Genomic DNA, 24,008 nt, shown 5'->3' on the forward strand with positions numbered 1-24,008 from the left:
GGTCATAAGCGATTAATCATTTTTCGATTACCCTTTATGTTAGTCACTAGCCATGCCAATGTCAACTGTTTTTGTATTTTTCATAGGGCTATAATGAAAATAACAAATTCCGTTACCATTTTACCACGAATTTTATGACAAAAGCATGGTAAAATAGCACAAGGAATAGGAGGAATCTGATGAGGACAAAAATTTTACATAGTATAATCATATTCGTACTAATGGTAACGATTGCGATGCCAAATAAGAACTTTGTTCAAAGAGCTTCCGCTGACACCAGTGATCTAAAAGTCGCTGGAACGATTCTTCATTTGCGTGAGGGTCCTGGATTATCATATCCCATTATTACGACATTAGAAGAAGGTGATCCTTTAACCTCTATCGGTCGTGAAGGTGATTGGATTCAAGTAAAAGCAGGTAACTATGAGGGCTGGGTTGCTTCATGGCTGACGGCTCCTACAAGTGCTAAACAGGCCATCGATAAATCCGTCATCTCACAAGTTGACCGTTTAAATATACGAACAGATCCAGATATTTCTTCAGCTGTTCTTGGTCAACTTTCTACAGGCAACCAAGCCAACCTCATTGAAGAAAATGCTGAATGGGCAAAAATTGATTGGAATGGACTTACGGGATGGGTTTCAAAGGATTATGTCACGATTAATGATAATCCTAAAAAAGAAAAGGAACCTAAAGATGATGCCGTAGAAGTAACGACAACTACAACACCTGTTAACAAGGACACAACCTTTACTATTTTAGTAGACGTCCTCAATGTTCGTAAAAAACCAGACTTGAATGCTAAAAAAATCGGCACTGCGAAAAAAGGTCAAGCCTTTAAAGTAATTGCACATGAACATAATTGGGTACAAATTCAGTACAATGATAAAAAAACAGGCTGGGTTTATAGCTTTTATGGTACTTTCTCCAATAAAGTTAAAAGTACATCCAAAACTTCCTCTTCCAAAGAGTTGGAATCCGTTACCATAATCTATAATGGGACAAACTTACGAACAGATGCCTCAACAGCAGCTGAAGTGGTCGAACGGGTAGATGCTGGCTTAAATTATCCAATTGTCGGCGTAAAAAATGATTTTTATGAAATTCAATTAGACGAAGATCAAACAGCATTTGTTGCAAACTGGGTTGTAACAACAAGTTCTAATAAAACGATGATTCCTCAAAAGGAAAAAGAAGAGCCGCGTAAAAAAGGGACGTTAAGTGGGTTAACAATAGTTGTTGATGCTGGCCATGGGGGAAATGATCATGGCACAACGGGTCAACGTGGTACAGAGGAAAAAGGCATTACGCTGAAAACAGCTACTATGCTTGCATCCAAGCTAAGTGCGGCTGGCGCCAATGTAGTCATGACGAGGGAATCCGATGAATATGTGGCATTGCGGAAGCGTGTATCAATTGCGCATCAATATGAAGCAGATGCCTTTATTAGTCTCCATTATGATGCAACAGACGATAGCTCTATTAACGGCTTCACCTCCTATTATATGAATAGTAATCAAAAAGGGCTTGCTGAAGCGATTCATGATGGACTATCAAGTAAATTAGAGTTAAGAGATCGTGGCACACAACAAGGTAACTATTTAGTACTACGAGAAAATCGTCAAAAAGCAGTCCTTATTGAGTTAGGCTTCTTAAGTAATTCAAGTGAAGAGCGTGTCATCACTACAGCGAAGTTCCGTGAACAGGCGACTCTCGGTATTTATCAAGGAATTCTCAACTACTTTAATGAGCAAGAGGAATAATGAAAAAAGATCATGTCAAAGACAGAAAAAGCAACTTTGCAAGGGGAGGGGGAGATTTCCGTTCCGCCAGCGTCCTTTCCAGGGGGCGTCCGATGAGCCGCTTCACTCACTTACGCTCGCTCCAGGGTCTCATCTGTGACGCTAAATCCCCTAGGAGTGACGCTGGCTCCACTCCAATCAACCATTCTGCAAAGAGTCTTTACTTTTTTTCATAGTAATATAGCGATTAAATAGCCCATTATTTGTATTCTTAGAGGGAATAAGCTCTTATTTTTAATGTAGAGAAGTGATGCGTGACAACACCTCTCCATAAAGAGCAGTGAAGACCTTCACTTTATTTGAAAACCTTCACTAAAAAGGTAACACTTTTGTAGGTTGGAATGGAGTCAAGTAGCCTGCAACGGAAATCCATTTCTACCTTCCAATTGACTGTTTTGTTTTTCAACACTAAGAAAAAAGCTGCGGATGCTATCCACAGCTTTTTTCACGTATTAAGAAACCCCTATTGCTACCGCAGCAATTAACGCCAGGCATGCAATCACTGCCCAGCCAAGAATCATCTTCCAAATGAATTTGATCCACTTTTCATAGGGAATGCCTGCAACCGCTAAATAGGCCATTAAGGCAGATGAAGTAGGAATAATAGAGTTCGTTAAGGAATCACCATATTGGAAGGCTAATACAGCCACTTGTCGTTCTAACCCTAATAAATCGGTAATTGGTATCATAATCGGCATTGTTGCGGCTGCCTGTCCACTACCAGATGAAATAAATAAATTTAACAGTGCTTGAATAAATAACATACCGATTGCACTGATAGCATGTGGTAAATGCCCAATTGTTTCCGATGCCGCATAAACGATAGTATCGATAATTTTCCCTTGCTCTAAAACAACCGTAATCGCACGGGCAAAACCTACAATTAAAGCACCGAATGTTACAGCCTTCGCTCCTTCAATGAAGGAATCAAAAATAGTTGCAGGTTTCAACCCACCAATTAGCCCTGCAATTAACCCCATAATTAAAAAGGAGGCGGTTAACTGTGTTAAGAACCAGCCCCAATTAAATACACCATAAATATTAAAGCCAATTCCACAAGCCATCACAATAAATACAAATTTATGCTTTCCTGTTAATGTGGGAATGTCAATAACGGATACATTAGATTTAGCTTTTTGCTCGATGTCATAAATAACACTTGCCTGTGGATTCTTTTTCACCTTAAAGGCATAGCGAGATACATAGAAAATAGCAAAACCTAACACAAAAACATAGACAACTGCACGGAAGCCGATCCCAGAGAATAACGGTACATCTGCTAATGATTGTGCAACACCCACCGTAAAGGGATTAAGCATCCCTCCAAAAAATCCACTGGCCGCTCCAAGTGTGATCATGGCAGTCCCTGTCACAGCATCGAAGCCCATCGCACGCGCAATTGCTACACCAATCGGTACGAAAATAATTGTTTCTTCGGCCATCCCCATTGTAAAACCACCAACAGAGAATAAAATCATTGATAATGGGATAAGTAATTTTTCTCTTCCCTCTAAAGCTTTTACCCCTTTATAAACACCAGCTTCAATGGCACCCGTGGAACGAATAATCCCAAAAACACCACTGACTAAGAAAATGTAGAAAATAATTTGAGCCCCTTTTTCAAGACCCATTGGAATAGCTGTAAACATTTCGAAAAATGAAACTGGATCACTCTCAATATGATGATAGCTTCCATCTACAACGAGCATTCGCCCTTCCTTATCCTCTATTCGTTCAAACTCACCTGCTGGAATAATATAGCTTGCAATACCCGCTAAAAAAATAATAGCAAAAATAATGGTATATGTATGAGGTACTTTCAGCCAGCTTCTTTTCTTTACACCTTGTTCATTTTCCATGACATCACCCTCCTTTTAATCAATTTAGACATTTGCATTATATTGTCGCTATATGTCGTTAATTGAAAATAAATATACATGAGTTCAAATTTATTGTAAAGTATTAATTTTCTATTATTTCAGAAATTCTATTTATTTGTTGCCATAGCAAGCTTTCTCAGACGACCCTGCTGATAAGGATGCTTATCCTCTGCTAGCATAAAATATTCATACTCGATTAATTGGATAATTATGCGTTCAGCAGAGCGCCGTAACTTGAGTATTGTGACCAAGGTTAACAACTTCTATAGCTACATTTCACGAATGAGAAGAGTAACTGTACGTAAATTGACAAATTTTAATAGATTTGAAGATTTTATTATAATACCTAATTATTTTTAATAGAAAACAATCCTCTAAAGTAAGATATTCACCTAATTAAGGTCTATATACTCATTAATTTTGCAACAAAAGTTATTTGCACAACAAAACTATTATCCTATAAAAACAGACTTTGAATAATTTTCAATATATTGCTATCATACTAGTTGCTATCCAATTCCAACAAAAGGAGACTATTTATATGAATACTAAATTCACAAAAAAATTAAGTAAAAAGGGAATAAGCGCTGCCATATTAGCAGCTGGAATCATGGGTATTTCAATGGCACCAAATGCATATGCCCATGGGTTTGTTGAAAAACCAGCTAGCCGAGCTGCTTTATGTAGTCAAAATTATGGAGCACTTAATTTAATGTGCGGAAACATAATGTATGAGCCACAGAGTTTAGAGGCACCTAAGGGATTTCCACAAAGTGGGCCGGCTGATGGAAAAATCGCATCTGCTGGAGGTCTGTTTGGTGGCATACTCGATCAACAAACCGCTGATCGTTGGTTTAAGAACACGATTACAGGAGGTTCAAATACTTTTACATGGAAGTATACAGCGCCACATTTGACAAGCAAATGGCACTATTATATTACTAAAAAGGGATGGAATCCAAATAAACCATTAAACCGTGCTGACCTTGAGCTAATTGCAACTGTAGAACATAATGGTTCTGCTGCATCGAATAATTTAACTCATACAATTAACGTGCCAACTGATCGTAGTGGTTACCACATTATTCTAGCTGTTTGGGATGTAGCTGATACTTCAAATGCATTCTATAATGTAATCGACGTTAATTTAGTGAATAATGGAAATGTAGATATAGAAGCTCCAACTCAGCCAAATGGATTACATACTACGAAAGTTACTTCAAACAGTGCCGAGCTAAAATGGAGTCCTTCTACAGACAATGTGAGTGTAAAAGAATATCAGATATTACGTGATAATAAAGTAGTTGGAGTGGTACCAGGAACAACATTCGCAGATAAAAATTTAAAACCAACTACCAAGTATACATATACGGTAAAGGCAGTGGATGCAGCTGGGAATGTTTCTAATGAAAGTGAATCGATAGTTGTAGAGACAATGCATACAGCTCCAGATACAGAAGCACCAACGCAACCGACTGCACTTCACACAATGGGCGTAACATCTTCAAGTGCAGACTTAATGTGGAGTGCATCAGAGGATAATGTAGCAGTTGACTATTATGTTATATATCAAGGAACACAAGCAGATCAAATGTCTGTTGTTGGAACATCAAAAACTACATCATTTATGGACATGAATCTCCAATCGAATACAACATATATGTATGCAGTAACTGCAGTGGATGCGGCTGGAAATGAATCAATTAAAAGTTCCATTTTAACTGTGACTACAAAAGATCTAGGGGCTTCTTATGAGCAATGGAGTCCATTTAAGGCGTACACAAAAGGAGATAAGGTTGAGTACCAAGGAAAGATTTATGTAGCCGTTCAAAGCTATCAAGGATACGGAGATCCAAATTGGATAAACGCATTGTCTTTATGGAAAGAAATTGAGTAAAGTCCTAGTATGAGATTGCAGTGATTGAAAAGATCCTTTTAAATCAACAATAGTTTTATTTCTATAGATAATAGCTATCAATTCATTTTAGAAGTTAAATAAATTCATACAAAGGCCATCGAGAAGTCGCTCTCGATGGCTTTTGTCATTTTTCTCCCTCTTTAATTTCCAATATTTAGTAAAACATTAACGTATCCAACCCCTGCACGGAGTGGAAGCGGTTAGGCGCTCGCCCACAGGAAAGCAAGTAGCCCATGCATGTGTATATACTAATTATATCGCTTGCATTATTGATTCTGCTTCCACAAGTTACAATTAACAAAAGTAAAAAAGACACATTATAAGGAATTGAAAACCTTTTTTACCCATTCAAGAAACTCTCTCATATAGTGTTCCTGCTTAAAGCCATGATTCTGACCTTCTACTACAATTTCAGTAATATCCGCATCTGCTACTCGTGCAGATTGAATATATTCTTGTGGCCCTTTTACCCCAACAGCTAAATCATTCGTCCCATAAGCAATAAACTGAGGTATATTTGCTGTGCTAAAATGTTTAGATAAATCTGTCTGATTCAAAAGCTCTTCACGCACTTCTGGACTTCTTACATCTTCATCTTTAAAAGAAGCAAAGAGCATAGGCACATTATAGCGATAGGTCAATGCTGGATAAATCATAGCTGCAGAGACTACTTTATCATCGACTGCATCGATGTCATCAAGCTGATAACTATTAGGAAACAGATTTTTCCCCTGAATGAGATTAATAAAGCTACCGGTTTGAAAACCACCCGCGCTAAAACCGATTAATCCAATTTTATCTGGATGAATACCATAATCATTTGCATGATAACGTAGATAACGGACAGCCCGCTGAACATCCAATTGGGGAATAGGCCATTCATATGGGTTAGAACGATAGTGTAGAACGAATGCATTGATACCTGCCTTATTTAATGATTCAGCTACTTCTTTTCCTTCAGCAGTTCCACCATCCATTTCCTTAAAGCCATAGCCACCTCCTGGAATAATAATGATGGCACTGTCACTGTTTGGCCTCGTATAAGGAATCAGATATGGTTCATCTTCATAGGTAGATTTTTCATAGCCTCCTACAATTTCATGGACATATGTAAAGGTATCAATTGCAGCTTCATTGTCTTTATATTCTTCTCCCACAATACTAGTAGAAAATTTGAATGTCGCTAAGAGTCTGTTAGGATTACCCTTAATATTCATATCGTCTAGCTTACTTCCAGAATGATTTCCTGCAACTTCTTCTCCCCAAATTTCAACCTTGTGCTCAATATCCGCAACTGGCTTGCCTAGTTTATTCCCAAATGGATTAATCTCAAGAATAGCGTATCCACCCCCTATAAACAAAGCGAAAATAGCTAGAATTATTCCCACTATCTTGGCTATTTTCTTCATTATGTTCATAATATATAACCTCCTTTAAACCTATTCATGACAGTATTAAATAGTATATTAGCAGCCATTCCTACTTGTTTCTTAGTTGAGTATAATTCTAGTCGCTTTATGACCGATTTCACAAGAGACATACCAAAAGTGTCTTTCTCCATGAACGATCCCTGCTTCTGCCCTCAAACCAATATAAACTCCATATTCTAATAATTAAATTTGCTCATTATACCTTAAAATATAAAAAAGAACCTTCTATCATCTTTTATGATTCGAAGGTTCGTACTTCATCAATTTTTTGTAGTTTCCAATGTAACCCATACAATTTCCTCCATTCGAATGAAGAAAGGGGTACGATTCATCTCAAGGATCATATGGTCAGGTAGTATGGATAATAAAATACCTTTTTGCATCGTTTTTTCTGTTTGCACCACTACTGCCTGGCCAATCATCATGTTAAGTGTTTCGTATAAATATGGATTAGATCTACTCCCTATCTGCGTCAAGTTCAAGACACTCCTTCCTATAAAACTAACCATACTCATTAGTATATGAAGGATTTATAGGAAATGTTCCATTATTTTGATTCTAGAAGTATTGTTACTGGACCATCGTTGATTAGTGCAACATCCATCATTGCACCAAAAATACCTGTTTCCACATGTAAGCCGAGCTCACGCAATGCTTGATTAAAAGCTTCCCACAGCGGTTCGGCTACTTCTGGTCTAGCTGCACTGATGAAACTAGGACGATTTCCCTTTTTTGCATCCCCATACAATGTAAATTGTGAGACGGATAAAATTGCGCCTCCATGCTCTAGGATCGAATGATTCATTTTTCCTTCCGCATCTTCCCAAAGGCGTAAATTAGCTACTTTTTTCGCTAAATAAGCGACATCCTCATGTGTATCCTCATGTGTAATACCTACTAGAAGAACATAGCCATTATCAATCGCTCCTGTGACAGTTCCGTCAACCGTTACAGAAGCAGCTTTACTGCGCTGTAATACTACTTTCATGCATTAAAACCCCAATTCTATGTTGTTGCCAATCATTAATTGATGACACGCTGCACCGAATAAATATCAGGTGTTTGTTTAATCCGCTCAACAACCTTATGCAAATGTGAAATGTTTGAAATGGAAATCGTTAAATGAATTGTTGCCATTTTATCACGATCAGCACGACCACTGACTGCTAAAATATTTGTTTTTGTTTCACTAACAATTTGCATAATTTCATTTAAAATACCAGGTCGATCAAAGGCTGACACTTCGATATCCACTGGATATTCTTTTTTCTCAGGGATGATTCCATGCTCCCATTCCACTTCAATTAAACGTTCTTGCTCATCCTCAATTTGAATATTTGGACAGTCTGCACGGTGTACAGAAACACCTCTACCTTTTGTAATAAAGCCTACAATCTCATCACCAGGTACAGGCGTACAACAACGAGAAAGTCGAATAAGCATATTATCAATGCCCTTGACGATGACACCCGATTCCGTTCGTTTTTGCGGAATTGGATTTTTCATTTTTTGTTCGATTTTCTCTAAAGCTTCTTCCTGCTCACGCTCTTTACGACGTTTTTCCGCTAAACGATTAACCACTTGCTGTGCAGTAATGCCATTCACCCCTACTGCTGCATACAAGTCCTCCTCATTCGTATAGTTGAATTTATCACATACACGTTTGAGGTTTTCTGATGACATCGTTTCCTTTAAATCGAAATCCTGAGCACGAATTTCCTTTTCAATCATTTCTTTCCCTTTGATGATATTCTCTTCACGTAAATGTCGTTTAAAGAATTGCTTAATCTTATTTTTCGCCTGTGAGGATTGTGCTATTTTTAGCCAATCGCGGCTCGGACCAAAGGATTGCTTAGATGTTAAAATTTCAATGATATCGCCGGTTTTCAGTGGTGTATCAAGCGGCACCATTTTCCCATTGACTTTTGCCCCAATCGTACGATTTCCGACCTCTGAATGGACACGATAGGCAAAATCGATGGGCACAGAACCCGCCGGCAATTCGATGACATCGCCTTCAGGTGTAAATACGTAGACCATATCAGAAAATAAATCGAATTTTAAGGATTCCATAAATTCTTCTGCATTAGAAGATTCATTTTGAAATTCTAAAATCTCACGGAACCATGTTAATTTTTGATCGACATTTTGCTTTTGATGATCAACATTTTTGCCCTCTTTATACGCCCAGTGTGCCGCAATCCCGTACTCTGCAATTTTGTGCATTTCCTTCGTACGAATCTGAACCTCTAATGGATCACCATAGGGTCCAATAACGGTCGTGTGTAAGGACTGATACAGGTTTTGTTTTGGCATGGCAATATAGTCTTTAAAGCGCCCTGGCATCGGTTTCCAGAGTGTATGCACAATCCCTAAAACCGCATAGCAATCTTTAATACTATCGACAAGTACACGTATGGCTAATAAATCATAAATTTCATTAAATTGTTTCTTTTGGAGCACCATTTTTCGATAAATACTGTAAATATGCTTTGGACGACCATAGATATCTGCTTCAATTTCAACCTCATTAAGCTGTGACTTCATCTCAGCCATGACATTCTCTAAATAAGCCTCACGCTCATCACGCTTTTTCTTCATCAAACTGACAATACGATAATATTGTTGTGGGTTTAAATAGCGAAGTGCTGTATCTTCAAGCTCCCATTTTACAGTCGAGATTCCCAGACGATGTGCAAGTGGTGCAAAAATTTCTAGCGTCTCTTTCGATATACGTCGCTGCTTTTCAGCAGGTAAATGCTTTAACGTACGCATATTATGGAGACGGTCTGCTAGCTTAATTAAGATGACACGAATATCCTGTGCCATAGCTACAAACATTTTTCGATGATTCTCTGCTTGCTGCGCCTCTTTTGATAAATATTTAATTTTCCCTAGCTTTGTCACACCATCAACAAGCACGGCTACTTCTTCGCCAAATTCCCGTACCAAATCATCCCGCGTAAAATCCGTATCTTCGACAACATCATGTAAAAAACCTGCCGCTACTGTTTCCGGGTCCATTTGTAATTCAGCTAGAATACCTGCCACTTGTACTGGGTGAATGATATAAGGTTCACCAGAGCTACGGAATTGCTCAATATGGGCATCCCTTGCTAATTCATATGCTTTTTTCACGAATGTGACATTTTCATCATTCATGTAGGATTTGACTAACTCAAAAACGTCCTCAGGAGTCAAAATTTGCTCTTTCGCCATAACATGTCCACCTTGCTCGTCAAATTTTTCAGATTAGATATAAACTTAATTGTATAAAATTTTGTAGCCTATTGTAAAGAGACTGTGTCATTTAGTTTAGTTAATCTCGTGAACAGTTCGAAAAATGGAAAAAATATTCTTCTTTTTAATGAAAAAGACCCTTTGCGACAGGATGTCACAAAGGGTTCTTGTTTCGACAAATGATTAGTGTAATTGATTGTAGGCAACAGCAATTTTTGCGCCAACGACTGCATTGTTTTTCACTAATGCAATGTTCGCATCAAGACTTTTACCTTCTGTTAATTCTTTTACTTTACCAAGTAAGAATGGTGTAACGTTTTTACCTTGAATACCATTCTCTTCAGCTTCAGCTAAAGCTTTTTCAATAATGTTTGTAATAAATGTATGATCTAATGCTTCAGCTTCTGGAATTGGGTTGGCAATGACAGCGCCACCTTTTAACCCTAATTGCCATTTCGCAGATAGCATTGCTGCAATCTCCTCTGGTGTATCAAGCTGGAAGTTGACATCGAAACCACTTTGACGTGTGTAGAATGCTGGTAATTCATCTGTACCATAACCAACTACTGGTACCCCTTTTGTTTCAAGGTATTCTAATGTAAGACCAATATCTAGAATAGATTTTGCACCCGCGCAAATAACAGCCACATTAGTTTGTGCTAATTCTTCTAAGTCAGCAGAGACATCCATTGTTGTTTCAGCACCACGGTGTACACCACCAATACCACCTGTTACAAAGATTTCAATGTCTGCAAGTTCAGCACAGATCATTGTAGCTGCAACTGTTGTCGCACCTAATTTTTTTGTTGCAAGTAAGTAGCCTAAGTCACGACGTGAAGCTTTTGCAACGCCTTGTGAATTTCCAAACATCTCTAGCTCTTCATCTGATAAACCGATTTTGATTTTGCCATCTATTAAGGCAATGGTTGCAGGTACTGCACCATTATCGCGAATAATTTGCTCAACTTCACGCGCAGTTTTCACATTTTGTGGATATGGCATACCGTGTGAAATGATTGTAGATTCTAATGCCACGATTGGTAGACCTTTTGCTTGTCCTGCTTTTACTTCTTCTGATAATACGATGAATTCTTTCATGTTGTTATTCCTCCATTTCATTTTTTAACAAATCTACTGATAATTCAGGTCTTACTGTATAAGGAGATGCCAATGTATTTTTAGCATTTGTTAACCCCGCATCAATACATGTCTCAAAAGATTGACCTGTCAACCAACTGTGTATCACAGCGCTGACAAACGCATCTCCTGCTCCTGTAACATCTTCAATTTTGTTGATCACTTTCGCAGCGAAATGACGAGGTGCGATCGTCGTAGATGCTGCATAAACACCCTTGCTACCAGCTGTGATAATGACATGTTCAGCACCTAGTTGTAAGAGCTGTTGTAATGCTTTTTCATAATGGGTAGCGTTTTCAATTTTATGTCCAACAATTGTTTCTGCTTCATCCGTGTTACAAATAAACCAAGTTACACCTTGTAATGTTTCAGGTAGTCGATTCATTTTTGGCGAAGATACTGGCACAATGACTAATGGAATGGCACGAGCAATGGCTACTTGCTGGATATACGCCACTGTTTCTTTCGGGCAATTTAAATCCAAAATAAAGCAACCAGCATTCACTAGCATTGTTTCATGCTTTTTCAACAAACTCGGTAACAGCAGGTCATAAACCTCCATATTGGCTACAGCTAATGCTAGCTCACCTTGTTCATCCATAATAGCTGTATAGGAACCCGTAGAAGCCTCAGCTAGCTGCTCCACATAACGTAGATTCATAAAGGATTCCGAAGCTTCTTGGATCACTTGCCAATCAGCATCTTTACCAGCCGTTGTTAATAACGTCACTTGATGGTTTAATCTGCCTAAGTTTTCAGCAATATTTCGACCAACTCCACCTACACTAAAAGAAGAGCTGGCAGGGTTAGATGTTCCAAATTGAACATTGCCCTTCACATGGAATTTTCGGTCTAAATTAGCTCCCCCGATGCAAATAATTTCATTTTCCTCGGGTAAAATATAAGCACGACCTACAATTTTTCCTTGCTTTGTTAAACTAGACACTAAATTAGCAAGCACGGGACGGGACAGATTCATTGTATCTGCCATCTCTTGCTGAGACATAAACGGGTTTTGGCGAATTAAAGCAAGCACCGCCTGTTCTCTTTCATTCATAGCATCACCTTTTATTATATTTGTTTACATTGTAAACTTTTGTTTGTTAAATGTCAAACTAATATTGATAAAAAAAGTTGAACCTCTTTCTGTCGAGGTTCAACTTTTTTAGTCGACTGTTTATCCTTGCTGAGGCGTTTGTTTTTTTACAATGATAACGAATAAGCTTGCCAATGCACAGAATAGGCCAGCAAGGAAAAAAGCCCATGTGTAGGAATTGAAAAATTTATAAATTAACCCACCCCCATACGCAGCAACTGCCGCTCCTGCCTGATGTGAGGCGAATATCCATCCGTAAATAATGCTGCTTTTTTGCATCCCAAAAATTTGTCGTGTAATGCTGATAGTTGGTGGTACTGTGGCAATCCAATCGAGTCCATAAAAGATGCTGAAAATCGTCAATAAAACAAAGGAGCCTTGAGCGAGTGCATAAGGGAGTAGCAAGAGAGAAGCTCCCCTTAACAAGTAATACCAAAATAATAGCCAACGATTATCAAAGCGATCCGATAGCCAGCCAGAGACAGTCGTGCCTAATAAGTTAAACACCCCCATAAAAGAAAGAAGAGATGCAGCGGTTACTAGCGGAACGCCAAAGCTAATACAATATGACACAAAGTGAGTTCCGATTAATCCACTTGTCGAAAGACCACAAATGAAAAAGCTGCCTGCTAAGAGCCAAAATGCTTTGACTTTAACTGCCTCTGCTAAACCAAGAAATGCCATACTAATTGGATTCTTCTTGGGCTGTACTTGCGGCTCTTCTATAATCTCATCATGACCGTAAGGGGTTAGACCAATATCTTGCGGCTTGTTTTTAATAAACATAGCAATCATGACGAACATCATGGTACTCAGGAGTAGGATTAATCCCATTGCCCATCGCCAAGAATAATGTTCAATAATAATGGCTAGCACTGGCAGTAAAATTAATTGACCTGTGGCTGTACTAGCCGTTAAAATCCCAACTGCCAGCCCTCTGCGTTTAACAAACCAATGATTCGCTACATAGGGACTGAGCACCGTTAAAAAAAGGCTCGCACCAAGCCCAATGATGCCTCCCCAAATAATGATTAACTGCCAGGATTGGCTCATCCAAAAGGTTAAGGTCATTCCTACTATTAAAGTAGACATGGCACTAAGCATCATTTTCTTTAAGCCAATGACTTCAAGCAGCGCCGCCATAAATGGTCCAGATATGCCATATAAAAATAAACTTACAGCAAATGCTAAAGCAATCGTTGAGCGATCCCATTGAAATTCTTTTTCGAGGGGATCCAGGAAAACACCAGACGATGACATTGTAATCCCTGCTACAATAATCGAGAAAAATGTGACAATCAAAATCAACCAGCTATAATGAACTCGCTTCATCCTAACACCTTCTTTTCTTGTGAGATGCATAACAAAACATGTATATACATGTTTTGCGATCTCTTCATTCCATTTATATGTATATACATGTATAATGATAATAATCGTTCCTATAGCTGTCAAGCAGTCTTTTCTAGCTCTTAGGTGTATACTTACAATTAGTAGAATCCCCTCAAAGGAGTACTGACGATGAAGAATCAACTTAAAACAATCGATTATACACAAATCTGTGTTTGTGCAAACCTTAGAAAAAAAACAAGGGTTGTCACACAATTATATGATAAGCTGCTACAGCCCACTGGTTTAAAGGTTACACAATATTCCATGCTGGCCCATATCGATCTTCAGCAAACTGTCTCAATTAGCCGTTTAGGTGAAATTTTACAACTTGATCAAACGACTGTGACCCGTAATATTAATCTATTAAAGCAACATGGCTATGTTGAATTAAAGCGAGACACAAGCGATGCGCGCACTAAAAAGATTACGCTCACTGAAAAAGGATTAGAAAAGCTGCATGAAGCCGCACCCATTTGGCAAACGATTCAAGATAGAATCATCGAAGATATAGGGGTTGAAAAATATGCAGATTTCTATGATACCTTGCGCACAATACAAAAGATCATCCAAGCATATGATGAAGATTAAAAAGTACCTACTTTATTGAGCGCTTCAAACTGCAAACAACAGCCATCGAAAAGTTCACCTCGATGGCTGTTGTCATTTTTTCTTCTAATTACTTACCAAATATAGAGTGGCATGATCAATATTTGGGCATCCATAAGCTTAGTAAGTCGTTTCTACTAAAGGGTAAATAGCAGCCTCTAATTTTCGCTCAAATGATATAAATTGATCAACCGTTACCATTTCTAATTGTTCATGTTTATTGATTTAATTTTCCGTCTTCAGCTTTCATCAGCTTAAAAGTTTACGGTTAATCAAACAGTAATAGGGAAGAAGTTGGATGGAGTGAGGAAAGCAGCTTGGCCCGTATCGGCTTTACTTTATTTCATTGTAAAAGAAAAAGACTGTAGGCAAACTCGTAATTTCTTGAGTTTGTCTACAATCTGAAGTGCCCACTATGGTAGACGCTTTCTCTTAATATTGAATAAGTGTTTTAATATTTAGATCTCCAAGCTTTGCACGACCATTTAATTCTAAAAGTTCGATTAGGAAGGCACAGCCTACTACCTGACCACCTAATTCTTCTACTAAACGAACAGTTGCTTCAACTGTCCCACCCGTTGCTAGTAAATCATCACAGATTAAAACCTTTTGACCAGGCTTAATCGCATCATGATGCATTGTTAATGTATCTTGACCATATTCAAGACCATAGTCTGCACTAATAACCTCACGTGGTAATTTACCTGGTTTACGAACAGGTGCAAAGCCAATTTCAAGTGCATAGGCAACTGGGCAACCGATGATAAAACCACGAGCCTCAGGGCCAACTACAATTTCAGCTCCTACTTCTTTTGCATATTCTACAATTTGGTCTGTTGCATATTTGTACGCTGGTCCATTATCCATAATTGTCGTAATATCTCTGAAGCTAATGCCCTCTTTCGGCCAGTTTTCAACTGTTGTAACATATTGCTTTAAATCCATGTTATTGCTCCTCCTACGAAACGCTGTACGTCCGTTTAGTTAATCGTTCATCAAACCATTGTTTTAATTCTATATAAGGAGCATAGACAAGCTTTTGCTCCATTTCAATCTGTTCTGAACGTTGTTTGTAAGACGGTGCCTCTGTTAGTGCTTGTTTTGGGGCATTCACGTTGACAGTCGTCAGTCCACTCTCCATTTTAACAAAACCAAGCTCAAAAAACACCTGTGTCATAAATTTTAATACATCCAATGGCCAACCTGTATGCTTTGCTAAATCTGCTATATGCATATCAAGCGGAAAGGCTGGTCGATTTTTCAAAAATTTATAATACCAAGAAAATTGCTCACGAGTAGGTAAACCACTAAAGTATTGCGAATCAGGCATATAAAAATGCGCATAAATACGTGAAGGTGTCGTCTTCTGTAACACCTCTTCTAGTCTTTGAACTTGTTGTGGCAAATCTAAGAGCACAATATAATCACTTTGTTCCACATTGGATAGCGCTGGGTCAACTACTGTAATAGGAGCACCAATCAATGATTGATAATACGCCATCGTTGCTGGATGAAAGGCAATAAACTGTGCCTCATCCTTCGGTACCGTATTAAGCCAACGCGCAGTTTGACGGATACCACGAATATCAAATAGCTGCCATTCCGTTGTTTGGACATCCTCGATCATAAATTGGGCTTTTTTACGTCCCTGCCATTCATTAATTTGTAAATCGCCTATAAAGGATACTTTAATGCCATACGTTAATTCATCATGTAAATGTCCTTTATTAAAGCCGACACTATCTAATTTATCATAGCCATTTGTTAATTCCATTTTAATATGATTCTCAGCTGCTCCAATTTTACGCATAGATGAGATTTCAACATCCTCAAGTACGTAAACAGGCTTTGGAAAATCTGTTCCAAATGGTCCTAGTGCTGAAATTTCTTCAATAGCATCTGCTGAAACTTCATCGATGCTTAACGGAATATCAATATGGACGATTGGTGTTAATTGCTCCTCTGTTAAACATTCTCTTGCCTGTGCATCCAAGCGTGTACGTAGTTCATCCACATGCTCTAACGATAAGGTCATGCCTGCGGCCATAGGATGTCCACCAAAATGCGGTAAAATATCTCGGTTTTTAGCTAGTTCATTATATAGATGGAAGCCTTCAATGCTTCGAGCGGAACCCTTTGCTGTGCCCTTTTCAGGATCAAGTGAAAGGACAATGGTTGGACGATAGTACTGCTCAACAAGTCGTGAGGCAACTATTCCAACAACGCCTGCATTCCAGCCTTCCCCCGCCACAACAAGAACTAAGGAATTGCCGATTTTTTCATCCGATTCAATAAGTGCAATGGCCTCATCTGTAATGCTTTTCACAATATCTTTGCGCTCTGTATTGCAGGCATTAAGCTGCTTTGCCAATGCGCTTGCTTTAGCACTATCATCTGCCATTAATAACTCGACTCCTGGAGCTGCTTCTCCGAGTCGACCAACAGCATTTAATCGAGGACTAAAATAAAAGCCAATTGTCTCTTCCGTAATTTTTGCCTGCTCTGTACTGGCTATATCACACATTGCTTGTACCCATGGACTAAGGGAACGACGCATTTCCTGTATACCTCGCTTCACGAGATAGCGATTTTCATCCACTAAAGGAACTAAATCGGCTACAGTTCCAATCGCCACCAATTCCATTAAATGAATTGGTAGTTCACCATATAAAGCATGTGCTAACTTAAAGGCTACACCTACTCCAGCTAGCTCTCCAAACGGATAATGACCTTCTGGTAATCGAGGATGAAGAATAATATCTGCTGGCGGTAGTTCCTCACCTGGCTCATGGTGATCTGTCACAATGACATCCATGCCAAGCTCTTTAGCCACTCGAACAGGTTCGATACCAGATATCCCGTTATCTACTGTAATGATTAACTGTACACCCTCTTCATATGCTTCACGAAATAATGCCTCATGTGGACCATAACCATGAATAAAACGATTGGGGATTTTAAAGGATACATCCGCTCCAAGATCTAGTAAAACATTTAGCATAACAGTCGTGCTTGTGACACCATCGGCATCATAATCGCCATAGACTAAAATCTTCTGCCCATTTTCTAATGCTTGCTCAATTCGTGCTACTGCTTCAGCCATACCGTACATAAGAAATGGGTCATGGACATTTGCTTCAGTCATATTTAATAAGCTTTCTGCTTCAGCCGTAGTTTCACAGCCTCGTGCTGCTAAAATTTTTGCAGCAATCGCGGAAAGTTGTAAGTCATTTTGTAATGCTTGTACAAGTGTGGCATCTGGACGCTCCACCTGCCATCTTTTTTTCGATAGAATCATCTTCTCACTTCCTTACGAAAGCTATTATACCGAAATTCTATTGGATACGCACTATCCGTTAGATTGATAGTTTTATCCATAAATGTGAAATTTCTATCCGCCCCTTTTACTGATTAATCCATCAGTTTAAACTTACTATCCATCTAGCAGCAAAAAAGCCTACTCTATAGAGTAGACTTCTCGAATACACCTTTTGAAGCGGCCACTAATGCTGCTACGGTGGTCATATCTTCTTCATGCAATGCTGTTACAATAGCACTACCAATAATAACTCCATCTCCCAATGACCCCATCCTTTTCACTTGCTCAGGTGTTGAAATACCAAAGCCTGCAAGCACAGGGATTGAACTTGCTTGACGTAGACTTGCAAAATGCTGCTCTAAGTTTGCAGCAAAACGGGACCTTGCCCCTGTAATTCCATTCACAGTCACAGCATAAACGAAGCCCTGACTAGCTGCTGCAATATGAGCAATACGCTCAGGAGGACTTGTTAAAGAGACAAGTTGAACAACATCAATGGTATATGGGTTTAATGCCTCCCGTAATAGAGCACTTTCTTCTAATGGAACATCTGGTACGATTATTCCCTTAACGCCCCCAGCTACACAGGCTTTTGCAAAAGCCTCTAAGCCATACGCTAACACTGGATTGAAATAAGTCATGACAACTAGAGGTACCGTGATTTCATCTCTAAATGAAGTGAGCGTTTGCAATACCTTCGTTAATGTTACGCCAGCTGCGAGTGCACGTTCTCCTGCCCGCTCAATTGTTGGCCCATCTGCAACAGGGTCTGTAAAGGGGATACCTACTTCAATAGCTGTCACACCTAGCTGCTGTAGTGTTAGGATGGTTGGCTTGATCGTTTCTAGCCCTCCATCACCTGCCATGATATACGGAATAAAGGCTTTGTTTCCTGCTACCTTTGCTTGTTCAATTGCTTGTTGTAACGTCGTCATTTGCCATCTCCTCCTAGTACCGCCCTAACCGTGTGTACATCCTTATCTCCGCGACCAGACAAGCACACTACAATGATCTGGTCTTTCGGCATGGTTTTAGCAAGTTTTGCTGTGTAAGCAATAGCATGGGAACTTTCAAGCGCAGGAAGTATCCCCTCTGTTCGACTTAACAATTGTAAGCCTTCTAGTGCCTCAGCATCTGTGATGGCGTCAAACTGCGCTCGACCGATATCATGTAAATAACAATGTTCTGGCCCTTTTCCCGGATAATCTAACCCCGCGGAAATCGAATGTGCTTCTTGGACAAAGCCATTTTCATCCTGTAATAAATACATGTAGGCACCATGCAATACACCTAATTGTCCACCTGCAATTGCCGCAGCGTGTTTCCCTGTTTCAAGACCACTCCCTGCCGCCTCTACACCATATAAAGCGACTGATGCATCATCTACGAACGGATGAAACATACCAATTGCATTACTGCCGCCACCAATACAAGCCACAACAGCATCAGGTAAACGACCTTCCTTTTGCAAAATTTGCTTTCTCGTTTCTACCCCAATGACACGCTGAAAGTCTCGAACGATTTTAGGAAATGGGTGAGGTCCTAAGGCAGAGCCTAAAATATAATGCGTATCCTCAACATTTGTCACCCAATAGCGTAGTGCTGCATTCACAGCATCCTTTAAAGTTTTAGAACCACTTTCCACCGATTGAACCTTTGTGCCAAGCAACTCCATGCGAAAAACATTTAACTGCTGACGTTTCATATCTTCCGCACCCATAAAAACAACACATTCTAGATTTAATAAGGCACAAGCAGTAGCCGTTGCCACACCATGCTGTCCTGCACCTGTTTCAGCAACAATTTTCTTTTTGCCCATGCGTTTGGCAAGAAGCGCCTGCCCAATCGCATTGTTAATTTTATGTGCACCTGTATGATTTAAATCTTCACGCTTTAAATAAATCTTAGCTCCTCCAAGTGCGTTCGTTAAATTTTCTGCGTAATAGAGTGGGGTTTCTCGCCCTACATACTCCTGTAAATAATAGGATAGCTCCTCTGTAAACATTGAATCCTTCATCGCTTCTTCATAAGCTGTTTCTAATTCTAGTAAAGCTGTCATTAATGTTTCTGGCACATAACGTCCACCAAATTGTCCGTAACGACCTTCCTTAGTCGGTACATTAAATGCGATTGAATTTCCCATTATTCGCTCCCCCTCTTTACTGCCTGCAAAAATGCCTGTATTTTTATAGAATCTTTGACTCCGTCTGTTTCCACGCCACTTGATACATCCACCATTACAGGAGCTACACTTAAAATGGCCGCTTCAATATTGTCCACATTGAGACCACCCGCTAATAATAATTTCTCTCGTGGAATACCTACTTCCTCAAGTAACGTCCAATCAAAAGTATGACCGCTACCACCTTTAAAATCTGTTCCAGGCGCATCAAATAAATAATAATCCACCTGATAATGAACAGCTGCTTGAACATCCTCTCTTCCTCGTATCGACAATGCCTTAATGGCTGGGTAGCCTTGCTCCTGAATAAATGCTGGCGTTTCCTCTCCATGATATTGCACATAGTCTAAAGGCACGCGCTCTACCGCTTCCTTTAATTCAGCTGGTGTGGGATTGACAAAGACACCTATTTTCAAAACACCTCGTGGCACCTCCTTCGCTAACTGTTGGGCTTGCTCAACAGTTACACGACGTTTACTTGGTGCAAAAACAAAACCAATGGCATCTGCGCCAGCATGAATGGCTGTTTTGACATGTACTTGTTCTTGTAATCCACAAATTTTGACTTTTGTCATATAGAAGCTGCCTCCTTTAGTACCTGTAAACGTTGTAGTGCTTGCCCCGCGTCTTCACTGCGCATCAATGCCTCCCCTACAAGAACGCCACTAGCTCCCATTGTGGCAACTTGATTGGCATCTTCCTGTGACCAAATACCACTTTCACTAATTAATACACGTTGCTCACTGAATGGGAAAACTTCGGCAATTTCTTTTGTCCGTTGTAGACTAACCTCAAAGGTACGTAAATCCCGATTATTGACACCAATCAACTTTGCATCTACTGCAAGAGCACGTTCAAGCTCCTCTGTATCGTGTACTTCCACTAAAACTTCTAGGCCTAAGCCCGTTGCATAACTATATAAGTCGCGTAAAGCGTCATCCGTTAAGGCCGCCACAATTAATAAAATAATAGAGGCACCTGCTGCCTTCGCAAATCGAATCTGCACCCGATCTATCATAAAATCCTTACAAAGAAGAGGCGTGTCAACAACATGAGCAACTGCCGCTAAATCTTCAAAGGAGCCTTTAAAAAACGCCTTATCTGTTAAAACAGAAATAGCTGCTGCTCCTGCCTGTGCATAGACCTGTGCTTGAGCAACTGGATCTGCCGCACCAGCGATGACCCCCCTGGAGGGCGAAGCACGTTTCATTTCAGCAATGACCTGTAATGTTGTAGCTTGACGTAATGTTTCGACTAATGAGGGTCGTGACTTTTCTGTAAAATTTGCTAAAGGATCTGGCTGCTCTAATAAAGCACCTATCTCAATTTTCTTTTGCTGCAGAATTTTATAGAGTATATTCATTGCCCTACCTCCACTTCTTTCATTTGTTCACTGTAAGTAATAACTGCTTCCAATTTTTTCAATGCTCTCCCACTAAAAATACTTTCCTTCGCCATCGCGACACCTTCTTTAATGGTTTCTGCTTGACCATAACCGAATAAGCCAATACCCGTATTTAATAACACCGTATCTAAGTACGCACTGTGCTCTCCAGCCAATATTTTTTTCATAATGACCGCATTGTCATCTGCATTGCCACCACGGATAGCTTCTAAAGGTGCTGCTTGAAGACCAACATCTTCAGCCGACAAGGAGAAGGGAATTAAATCTCCTCTATCTACTAGGACCAATGTATTTTGTCCTGCTAAGGAAGCCTCATCAAGCCCCTTAGGACCTGAAACAACAATGGCTCGCTCCCGCCCCAGCATCTGTAGGACTGAGGCATATTCCATGACAAAATCAGGACGATTAATACCTGTGAATTGCGTAAATAATGGTACTGGATTGGTTAAAGGACCGACTAGATTAAAAATCGTTGGTTTTCCTAATGAACGACGAACTTCGCCAATTCGCTTTAATTTTGGATGAACATTCGGTGCATAGATAAAAGCAATTCCTTCTTTCTCTAGCAATTCAATCGTTTGAGGTATGGAAATAGCTGTATGAATACCTAATGCCTCCAACACATCTGAGCTACCCGAGGATGAAGATATTTTACGATTCCCATGCTTTGCCATTTTGACACCTGCTCCAGCTAGTACAAAAGCAGAGGCTGTACTAATGTTGAAGGTATGAAGACCATCTCCACCCGTACCACAATTATCCATATAGTCGTCTTCTTTTACAGCTACATCACGTGCAAAAGAACGCATAATAGTTGCTAATGCTGCTACCTCGTGTGCTGTTTCCCCTTTCACAGCTAAAGCCGTTAAAAAACTGGCGATTTCCTCTTTAGGTGTCTCATCCTGAAATAACCATTGCGCGACCTTCAGCATTTCCTCATACATCAGATGTTCACCTTGCACTACTTTCCGTTGTAATTGTTCCATCAGTTTCGCCCTCCATCGTTAACCAATAACTGTAAAAAACCTTTCTCTTCCTCTTGCACTTGCTGTAACACGTTAGGGATATTCGTATATTTAGTCATTGTTATTGTGGATTGCATATACATCGTTTCATGTTCAACTACAATGGATTGCGCTGTTAAAGCAAAATCCAAATGGCCATTGAATCCAATAAAGCCAAGAGCATCACCAAAAATACCTGCCATGTGTGACCCATTTTCTAAGTAACGTATCACCTGCTTCTTAGAAATCTCTGTAACTGAAAATGGTGGGATTGTTACTGCCAGTACATCCAAAGCGTGCAACATAGGTAAAAGCCGACCTTCTACTCTCGACGTCAAGTGCAGTGCCTGTTTTGACCTTTCAATACGCATGGCCTCAATGACCTGAACAGAGTCTCGAAAACAAACAGACTGTAATTTTTGCTGAATGGCACTAACGAGTATTGCATGTGAATTTCGAATGTCCGTTTGTTCATATAATGTGCGCTCATTTTTTAGGTCTTCACTTTTAGTCTCCCCACGTGGATAGGTGCCCTCCGTTGGTGTGGCTATCACTCGCTCCCCCTTCACTCGTATAAGGCTGTCAGGAGAAGTGCCTAATATAACGTGATCCTCAAACTCTACATAATACATATAGGGTGCAGGTTTTTTTTTGCGTAGCTGTCTGTATAAGGAAAACGCATCACCTTGAAAATTTGCTACATAACGCTTAGGCAGTACTACCCTTGTTATGTCATCATTTAACTTGGTTTGCATCGCCTGTAACTCTGCTGCAAAGGATTCATCCGTTGCCTTTTCTATTGCGTGATAATGATAAGTTGCTTCGTCATAAGCATCACCATTTAATAATTGTTGGGCCAGCACTTCCAAATCAGGTTGCTGTTTTTCCGCATCAATATTTGTATGAATCAGTGTCACTTCATCTGTTAAATGATCGAACACAATGATCGTTTCATACACATGGAAGTGCGCATCAGGAAGCCCTATTTTCTCGTCAGCGAACATTGTCGTTCCACCATGACCTATATATCCGACAGCACCTCCTGAAAACGGAAATTGTGTCGTATTAGAGATACGTGGCATAAGTCGTTTAAGGAGGACAAAAAGCTCCCCTTTATGCACATATGTTTTTCCCGTTTTATAGGATATCTCCTGAATTTCTTGTCCCACACCTTTATAGGTTTTTCGTGGATTCGCACCAATAAATGAAAATCTGCCTGCTCCCTCATGCTGTGCAGAGCTCTCCAGCAAAAATTTATATTTCCCCTGTAAACGTCTGAAAATTAAAATAGGTGTTAAAGAATCGCCATTGATAGTTTTCATTTTTGTTCTTGAACTCGTTGTTTGCATAGCTTATAAGCTCCTTTTCAAAAATTCCTTTTGCTAATGTCTAGACGAATGCTGAAGCAAAATAAAAAAAGCCCTCTGCAAAAAGGATTATTCCTAATTGCAGAGGACGATCATGACCGCGTTGCCACCTCATATTAGAGCATATGCTCTCACTTTTGTGCTTTCTATGATGACCAGCTTCATTTTAGCCATACATTCAAAGCACCCCTATAACGTGGGGAATCACGTTCGCTTTTAAAAGCGACTCT

The 24,008-nt window shown here is 39.6% G+C and carries 20 protein-coding genes and 2 other annotated features (2 of these 22 only partly in view); of the genes, 3 read left to right on the forward strand and 17 right to left on the reverse strand.

Annotated elements, in window-relative coordinates:
• Positions 1-15: a binding site (T-box leader), on the reverse strand (it extends 228 nt beyond the left edge of the window).
• A 164-nt stretch (positions 16-179) separates the two neighbouring features.
• Positions 180-1,763, forward strand: a complete 1,584-nt coding sequence (locus MHI04_RS15440; protein ID WP_101966511.1) for an SH3 domain-containing protein — start codon at positions 180-182, stop codon at positions 1,761-1,763.
• A 491-nt stretch (positions 1,764-2,254) separates the two neighbouring features.
• Here the strand turns inward: MHI04_RS15440 and MHI04_RS15445 are convergent, their stop codons facing one another.
• Complete coding sequence (locus MHI04_RS15445) at positions 2,255-3,661, reverse strand: AbgT family transporter (RefSeq protein ID WP_058845150.1); 1,407 nt, start codon at positions 3,659-3,661, stop codon at positions 2,255-2,257.
• Between the two features lie 128 nt (positions 3,662-3,789).
• The gene (locus MHI04_RS15450) at positions 3,790-3,933 is read right to left on the reverse strand and encodes a hypothetical protein (RefSeq protein ID WP_157492983.1); all 144 of its coding nucleotides are present in this window, start codon (positions 3,931-3,933) and stop codon (positions 3,790-3,792) included.
• Positions 3,934-4,223: 290 nt separating this feature from the next.
• Between MHI04_RS15450 and MHI04_RS15455 the strand changes: the two genes are divergently transcribed.
• Positions 4,224-5,579, forward strand: coding sequence for a lytic polysaccharide monooxygenase (locus tag MHI04_RS15455; RefSeq protein ID WP_342535000.1), 1,356 nt, complete (start codon positions 4,224-4,226; stop codon positions 5,577-5,579).
• Between the two features lie 338 nt (positions 5,580-5,917).
• Here the strand turns inward: MHI04_RS15455 and MHI04_RS15460 are convergent, their stop codons facing one another.
• From MHI04_RS15460 to MHI04_RS15490, 7 genes are all read right to left on the reverse strand, one after another.
• Positions 5,918-7,018: an alpha/beta hydrolase gene (locus MHI04_RS15460; protein WP_342535001.1), complete on the reverse strand. Its 1,101-nt coding sequence runs from the start codon at positions 7,016-7,018 to the stop codon at positions 5,918-5,920.
• A gap of 272 nt (positions 7,019-7,290) precedes the next feature.
• Positions 7,291-7,506, reverse strand: a complete 216-nt coding sequence (locus tag MHI04_RS15465; protein ID WP_036124402.1) for a DUF2642 domain-containing protein — start codon at positions 7,504-7,506, stop codon at positions 7,291-7,293.
• 71 nt (positions 7,507-7,577) lie between these two features.
• Positions 7,578-8,018 (reverse strand): D-aminoacyl-tRNA deacylase, encoded by a 441-nt coding sequence (gene dtd, locus MHI04_RS15470; protein ID WP_036124403.1) that lies wholly within the window; start codon positions 8,016-8,018, stop codon positions 7,578-7,580.
• 35 nt (positions 8,019-8,053) lie between these two features.
• Complete coding sequence (locus MHI04_RS15475; RefSeq protein WP_036124404.1) at positions 8,054-10,249, reverse strand: bifunctional (p)ppGpp synthetase/guanosine-3',5'-bis(diphosphate) 3'-pyrophosphohydrolase; 2,196 nt, start codon at positions 10,247-10,249, stop codon at positions 8,054-8,056.
• A 204-nt stretch (positions 10,250-10,453) separates the two neighbouring features.
• Positions 10,454-11,368 (reverse strand): pseudouridine-5'-phosphate glycosidase, encoded by a 915-nt coding sequence (locus tag MHI04_RS15480; RefSeq protein ID WP_058845311.1) that lies wholly within the window; start codon positions 11,366-11,368, stop codon positions 10,454-10,456.
• Positions 11,369-11,372: 4 nt separating this feature from the next.
• The gene (locus tag MHI04_RS15485; RefSeq protein WP_036124406.1) at positions 11,373-12,464 is read right to left on the reverse strand and encodes a carbohydrate kinase; all 1,092 of its coding nucleotides are present in this window, start codon (positions 12,462-12,464) and stop codon (positions 11,373-11,375) included.
• A gap of 120 nt (positions 12,465-12,584) precedes the next feature.
• Positions 12,585-13,835, reverse strand: coding sequence for an MFS transporter (locus tag MHI04_RS15490; RefSeq protein ID WP_271910509.1), 1,251 nt, complete (start codon positions 13,833-13,835; stop codon positions 12,585-12,587).
• A gap of 189 nt (positions 13,836-14,024) precedes the next feature.
• On the opposite strand from MHI04_RS15490, the gene MHI04_RS15495 reads away from it, so the two are divergent.
• The gene (locus tag MHI04_RS15495) at positions 14,025-14,483 is read left to right on the forward strand and encodes a MarR family winged helix-turn-helix transcriptional regulator (RefSeq protein ID WP_271910511.1); all 459 of its coding nucleotides are present in this window, start codon (positions 14,025-14,027) and stop codon (positions 14,481-14,483) included.
• A gap of 450 nt (positions 14,484-14,933) precedes the next feature.
• Here the strand turns inward: MHI04_RS15495 and MHI04_RS15500 are convergent, their stop codons facing one another.
• From MHI04_RS15500 to MHI04_RS15535, 8 genes are all read right to left on the reverse strand, one after another.
• The gene (locus MHI04_RS15500; protein WP_036124410.1) at positions 14,934-15,446 is read right to left on the reverse strand and encodes an adenine phosphoribosyltransferase; all 513 of its coding nucleotides are present in this window, start codon (positions 15,444-15,446) and stop codon (positions 14,934-14,936) included.
• Positions 15,447-15,459: 13 nt separating this feature from the next.
• Complete coding sequence (gene recJ, locus MHI04_RS15505) at positions 15,460-17,799, reverse strand: single-stranded-DNA-specific exonuclease RecJ (RefSeq protein WP_342535003.1); 2,340 nt, start codon at positions 17,797-17,799, stop codon at positions 15,460-15,462.
• Between the two features lie 164 nt (positions 17,800-17,963).
• Positions 17,964-18,755, reverse strand: coding sequence for a tryptophan synthase subunit alpha (gene trpA, locus MHI04_RS15510; RefSeq protein WP_342535004.1), 792 nt, complete (start codon positions 18,753-18,755; stop codon positions 17,964-17,966).
• Positions 18,752-19,963: a tryptophan synthase subunit beta gene (trpB, locus tag MHI04_RS15515; RefSeq protein WP_058845305.1), complete on the reverse strand. Its 1,212-nt coding sequence runs from the start codon at positions 19,961-19,963 to the stop codon at positions 18,752-18,754. Before trpB ends, trpA begins: the two co-directional genes overlap by 4 nt.
• Positions 19,963-20,577, reverse strand: coding sequence for a phosphoribosylanthranilate isomerase (locus tag MHI04_RS15520; RefSeq protein WP_058845304.1), 615 nt, complete (start codon positions 20,575-20,577; stop codon positions 19,963-19,965). Before MHI04_RS15520 ends, trpB begins: the two co-directional genes overlap by 1 nt.
• A complete protein-coding gene (gene trpC, locus MHI04_RS15525) occupies positions 20,574-21,365 on the reverse strand; it encodes an indole-3-glycerol phosphate synthase TrpC (RefSeq protein WP_342535005.1) in 792 nt (263 codons plus the stop codon). The genes MHI04_RS15520 and trpC overlap by 4 nt, the downstream gene beginning before the upstream one ends.
• Positions 21,362-22,393: an anthranilate phosphoribosyltransferase gene (gene trpD, locus MHI04_RS15530; protein WP_089934892.1), complete on the reverse strand. Its 1,032-nt coding sequence runs from the start codon at positions 22,391-22,393 to the stop codon at positions 21,362-21,364. The genes trpC and trpD overlap by 4 nt, the downstream gene beginning before the upstream one ends.
• Positions 22,393-23,760: a chorismate-binding protein gene (locus MHI04_RS15535; RefSeq protein WP_340809270.1), complete on the reverse strand. Its 1,368-nt coding sequence runs from the start codon at positions 23,758-23,760 to the stop codon at positions 22,393-22,395. The genes trpD and MHI04_RS15535 overlap by 1 nt, the downstream gene beginning before the upstream one ends.
• Before the next feature lie 99 nt (positions 23,761-23,859).
• Positions 23,860-24,008 (reverse strand) — a binding site (T-box leader); it runs 96 nt beyond the window's last position.

It is taken from the genome of Lysinibacillus sp. FSL K6-1151 (assembly GCF_038630755.1).
GTDB classification, from domain to species: Bacteria; Bacillota; Bacilli; order Bacillales_A; family Planococcaceae; genus Lysinibacillus; species Lysinibacillus fusiformis_D.

Excerpts from the sequence above, each read along its gene's own strand:
- trpD (WP_089934892.1), bottom strand. The coding sequence starts at position 22,393 with ATGGAACAATTACAACGGAAAGTAGTGCAAGGTGAACATCTGATGTAT.
- MHI04_RS15535 (WP_340809270.1), bottom strand. The coding sequence starts at position 23,760 with ATGCAAACAACGAGTTCAAGAACAAAAATGAAAACTATCAATGGCGAT.
- MHI04_RS15475 (WP_036124404.1), bottom strand. The coding sequence starts at position 10,249 with ATGGCGAAAGAGCAAATTTTGACTCCTGAGGACGTTTTTGAGTTAGTC.
- MHI04_RS15460 (WP_342535001.1), bottom strand. The coding sequence starts at position 7,018 with ATGAACATAATGAAGAAAATAGCCAAGATAGTGGGAATAATTCTAGCT.
- trpA (WP_342535004.1), bottom strand. The coding sequence starts at position 18,755 with ATGACGACGTTACAACAAGCAATTGAACAAGCAAAGGTAGCAGGAAAC.
- MHI04_RS15480 (WP_058845311.1), bottom strand. The coding sequence starts at position 11,368 with ATGAAAGAATTCATCGTATTATCAGAAGAAGTAAAAGCAGGACAAGCA.
- MHI04_RS15485 (WP_036124406.1), bottom strand. The coding sequence starts at position 12,464 with ATGAATGAAAGAGAACAGGCGGTGCTTGCTTTAATTCGCCAAAACCCG.
- trpC (WP_342535005.1), bottom strand. The coding sequence starts at position 21,365 with ATGAATATACTCTATAAAATTCTGCAGCAAAAGAAAATTGAGATAGGT.
- recJ (WP_342535003.1), bottom strand. The coding sequence starts at position 17,799 with ATGATTCTATCGAAAAAAAGATGGCAGGTGGAGCGTCCAGATGCCACA.
- MHI04_RS15440 (WP_101966511.1), top strand. The coding sequence starts at position 180 with ATGAGGACAAAAATTTTACATAGTATAATCATATTCGTACTAATGGTA.
- MHI04_RS15455 (WP_342535000.1), top strand. The coding sequence starts at position 4,224 with ATGAATACTAAATTCACAAAAAAATTAAGTAAAAAGGGAATAAGCGCT.
- dtd (WP_036124403.1), bottom strand. The coding sequence starts at position 8,018 with ATGAAAGTAGTATTACAGCGCAGTAAAGCTGCTTCTGTAACGGTTGAC.
- trpB (WP_058845305.1), bottom strand. The coding sequence starts at position 19,963 with ATGGGAAATTCAATCGCATTTAATGTACCGACTAAGGAAGGTCGTTAC.
- MHI04_RS15500 (WP_036124410.1), bottom strand. The coding sequence starts at position 15,446 with ATGGATTTAAAGCAATATGTTACAACAGTTGAAAACTGGCCGAAAGAG.
- MHI04_RS15495 (WP_271910511.1), top strand. The coding sequence starts at position 14,025 with ATGAAGAATCAACTTAAAACAATCGATTATACACAAATCTGTGTTTGT.
- MHI04_RS15445 (WP_058845150.1), bottom strand. The coding sequence starts at position 3,661 with ATGGAAAATGAACAAGGTGTAAAGAAAAGAAGCTGGCTGAAAGTACCT.
- MHI04_RS15490 (WP_271910509.1), bottom strand. The coding sequence starts at position 13,835 with ATGAAGCGAGTTCATTATAGCTGGTTGATTTTGATTGTCACATTTTTC.
- MHI04_RS15520 (WP_058845304.1), bottom strand. The coding sequence starts at position 20,577 with ATGACAAAAGTCAAAATTTGTGGATTACAAGAACAAGTACATGTCAAA.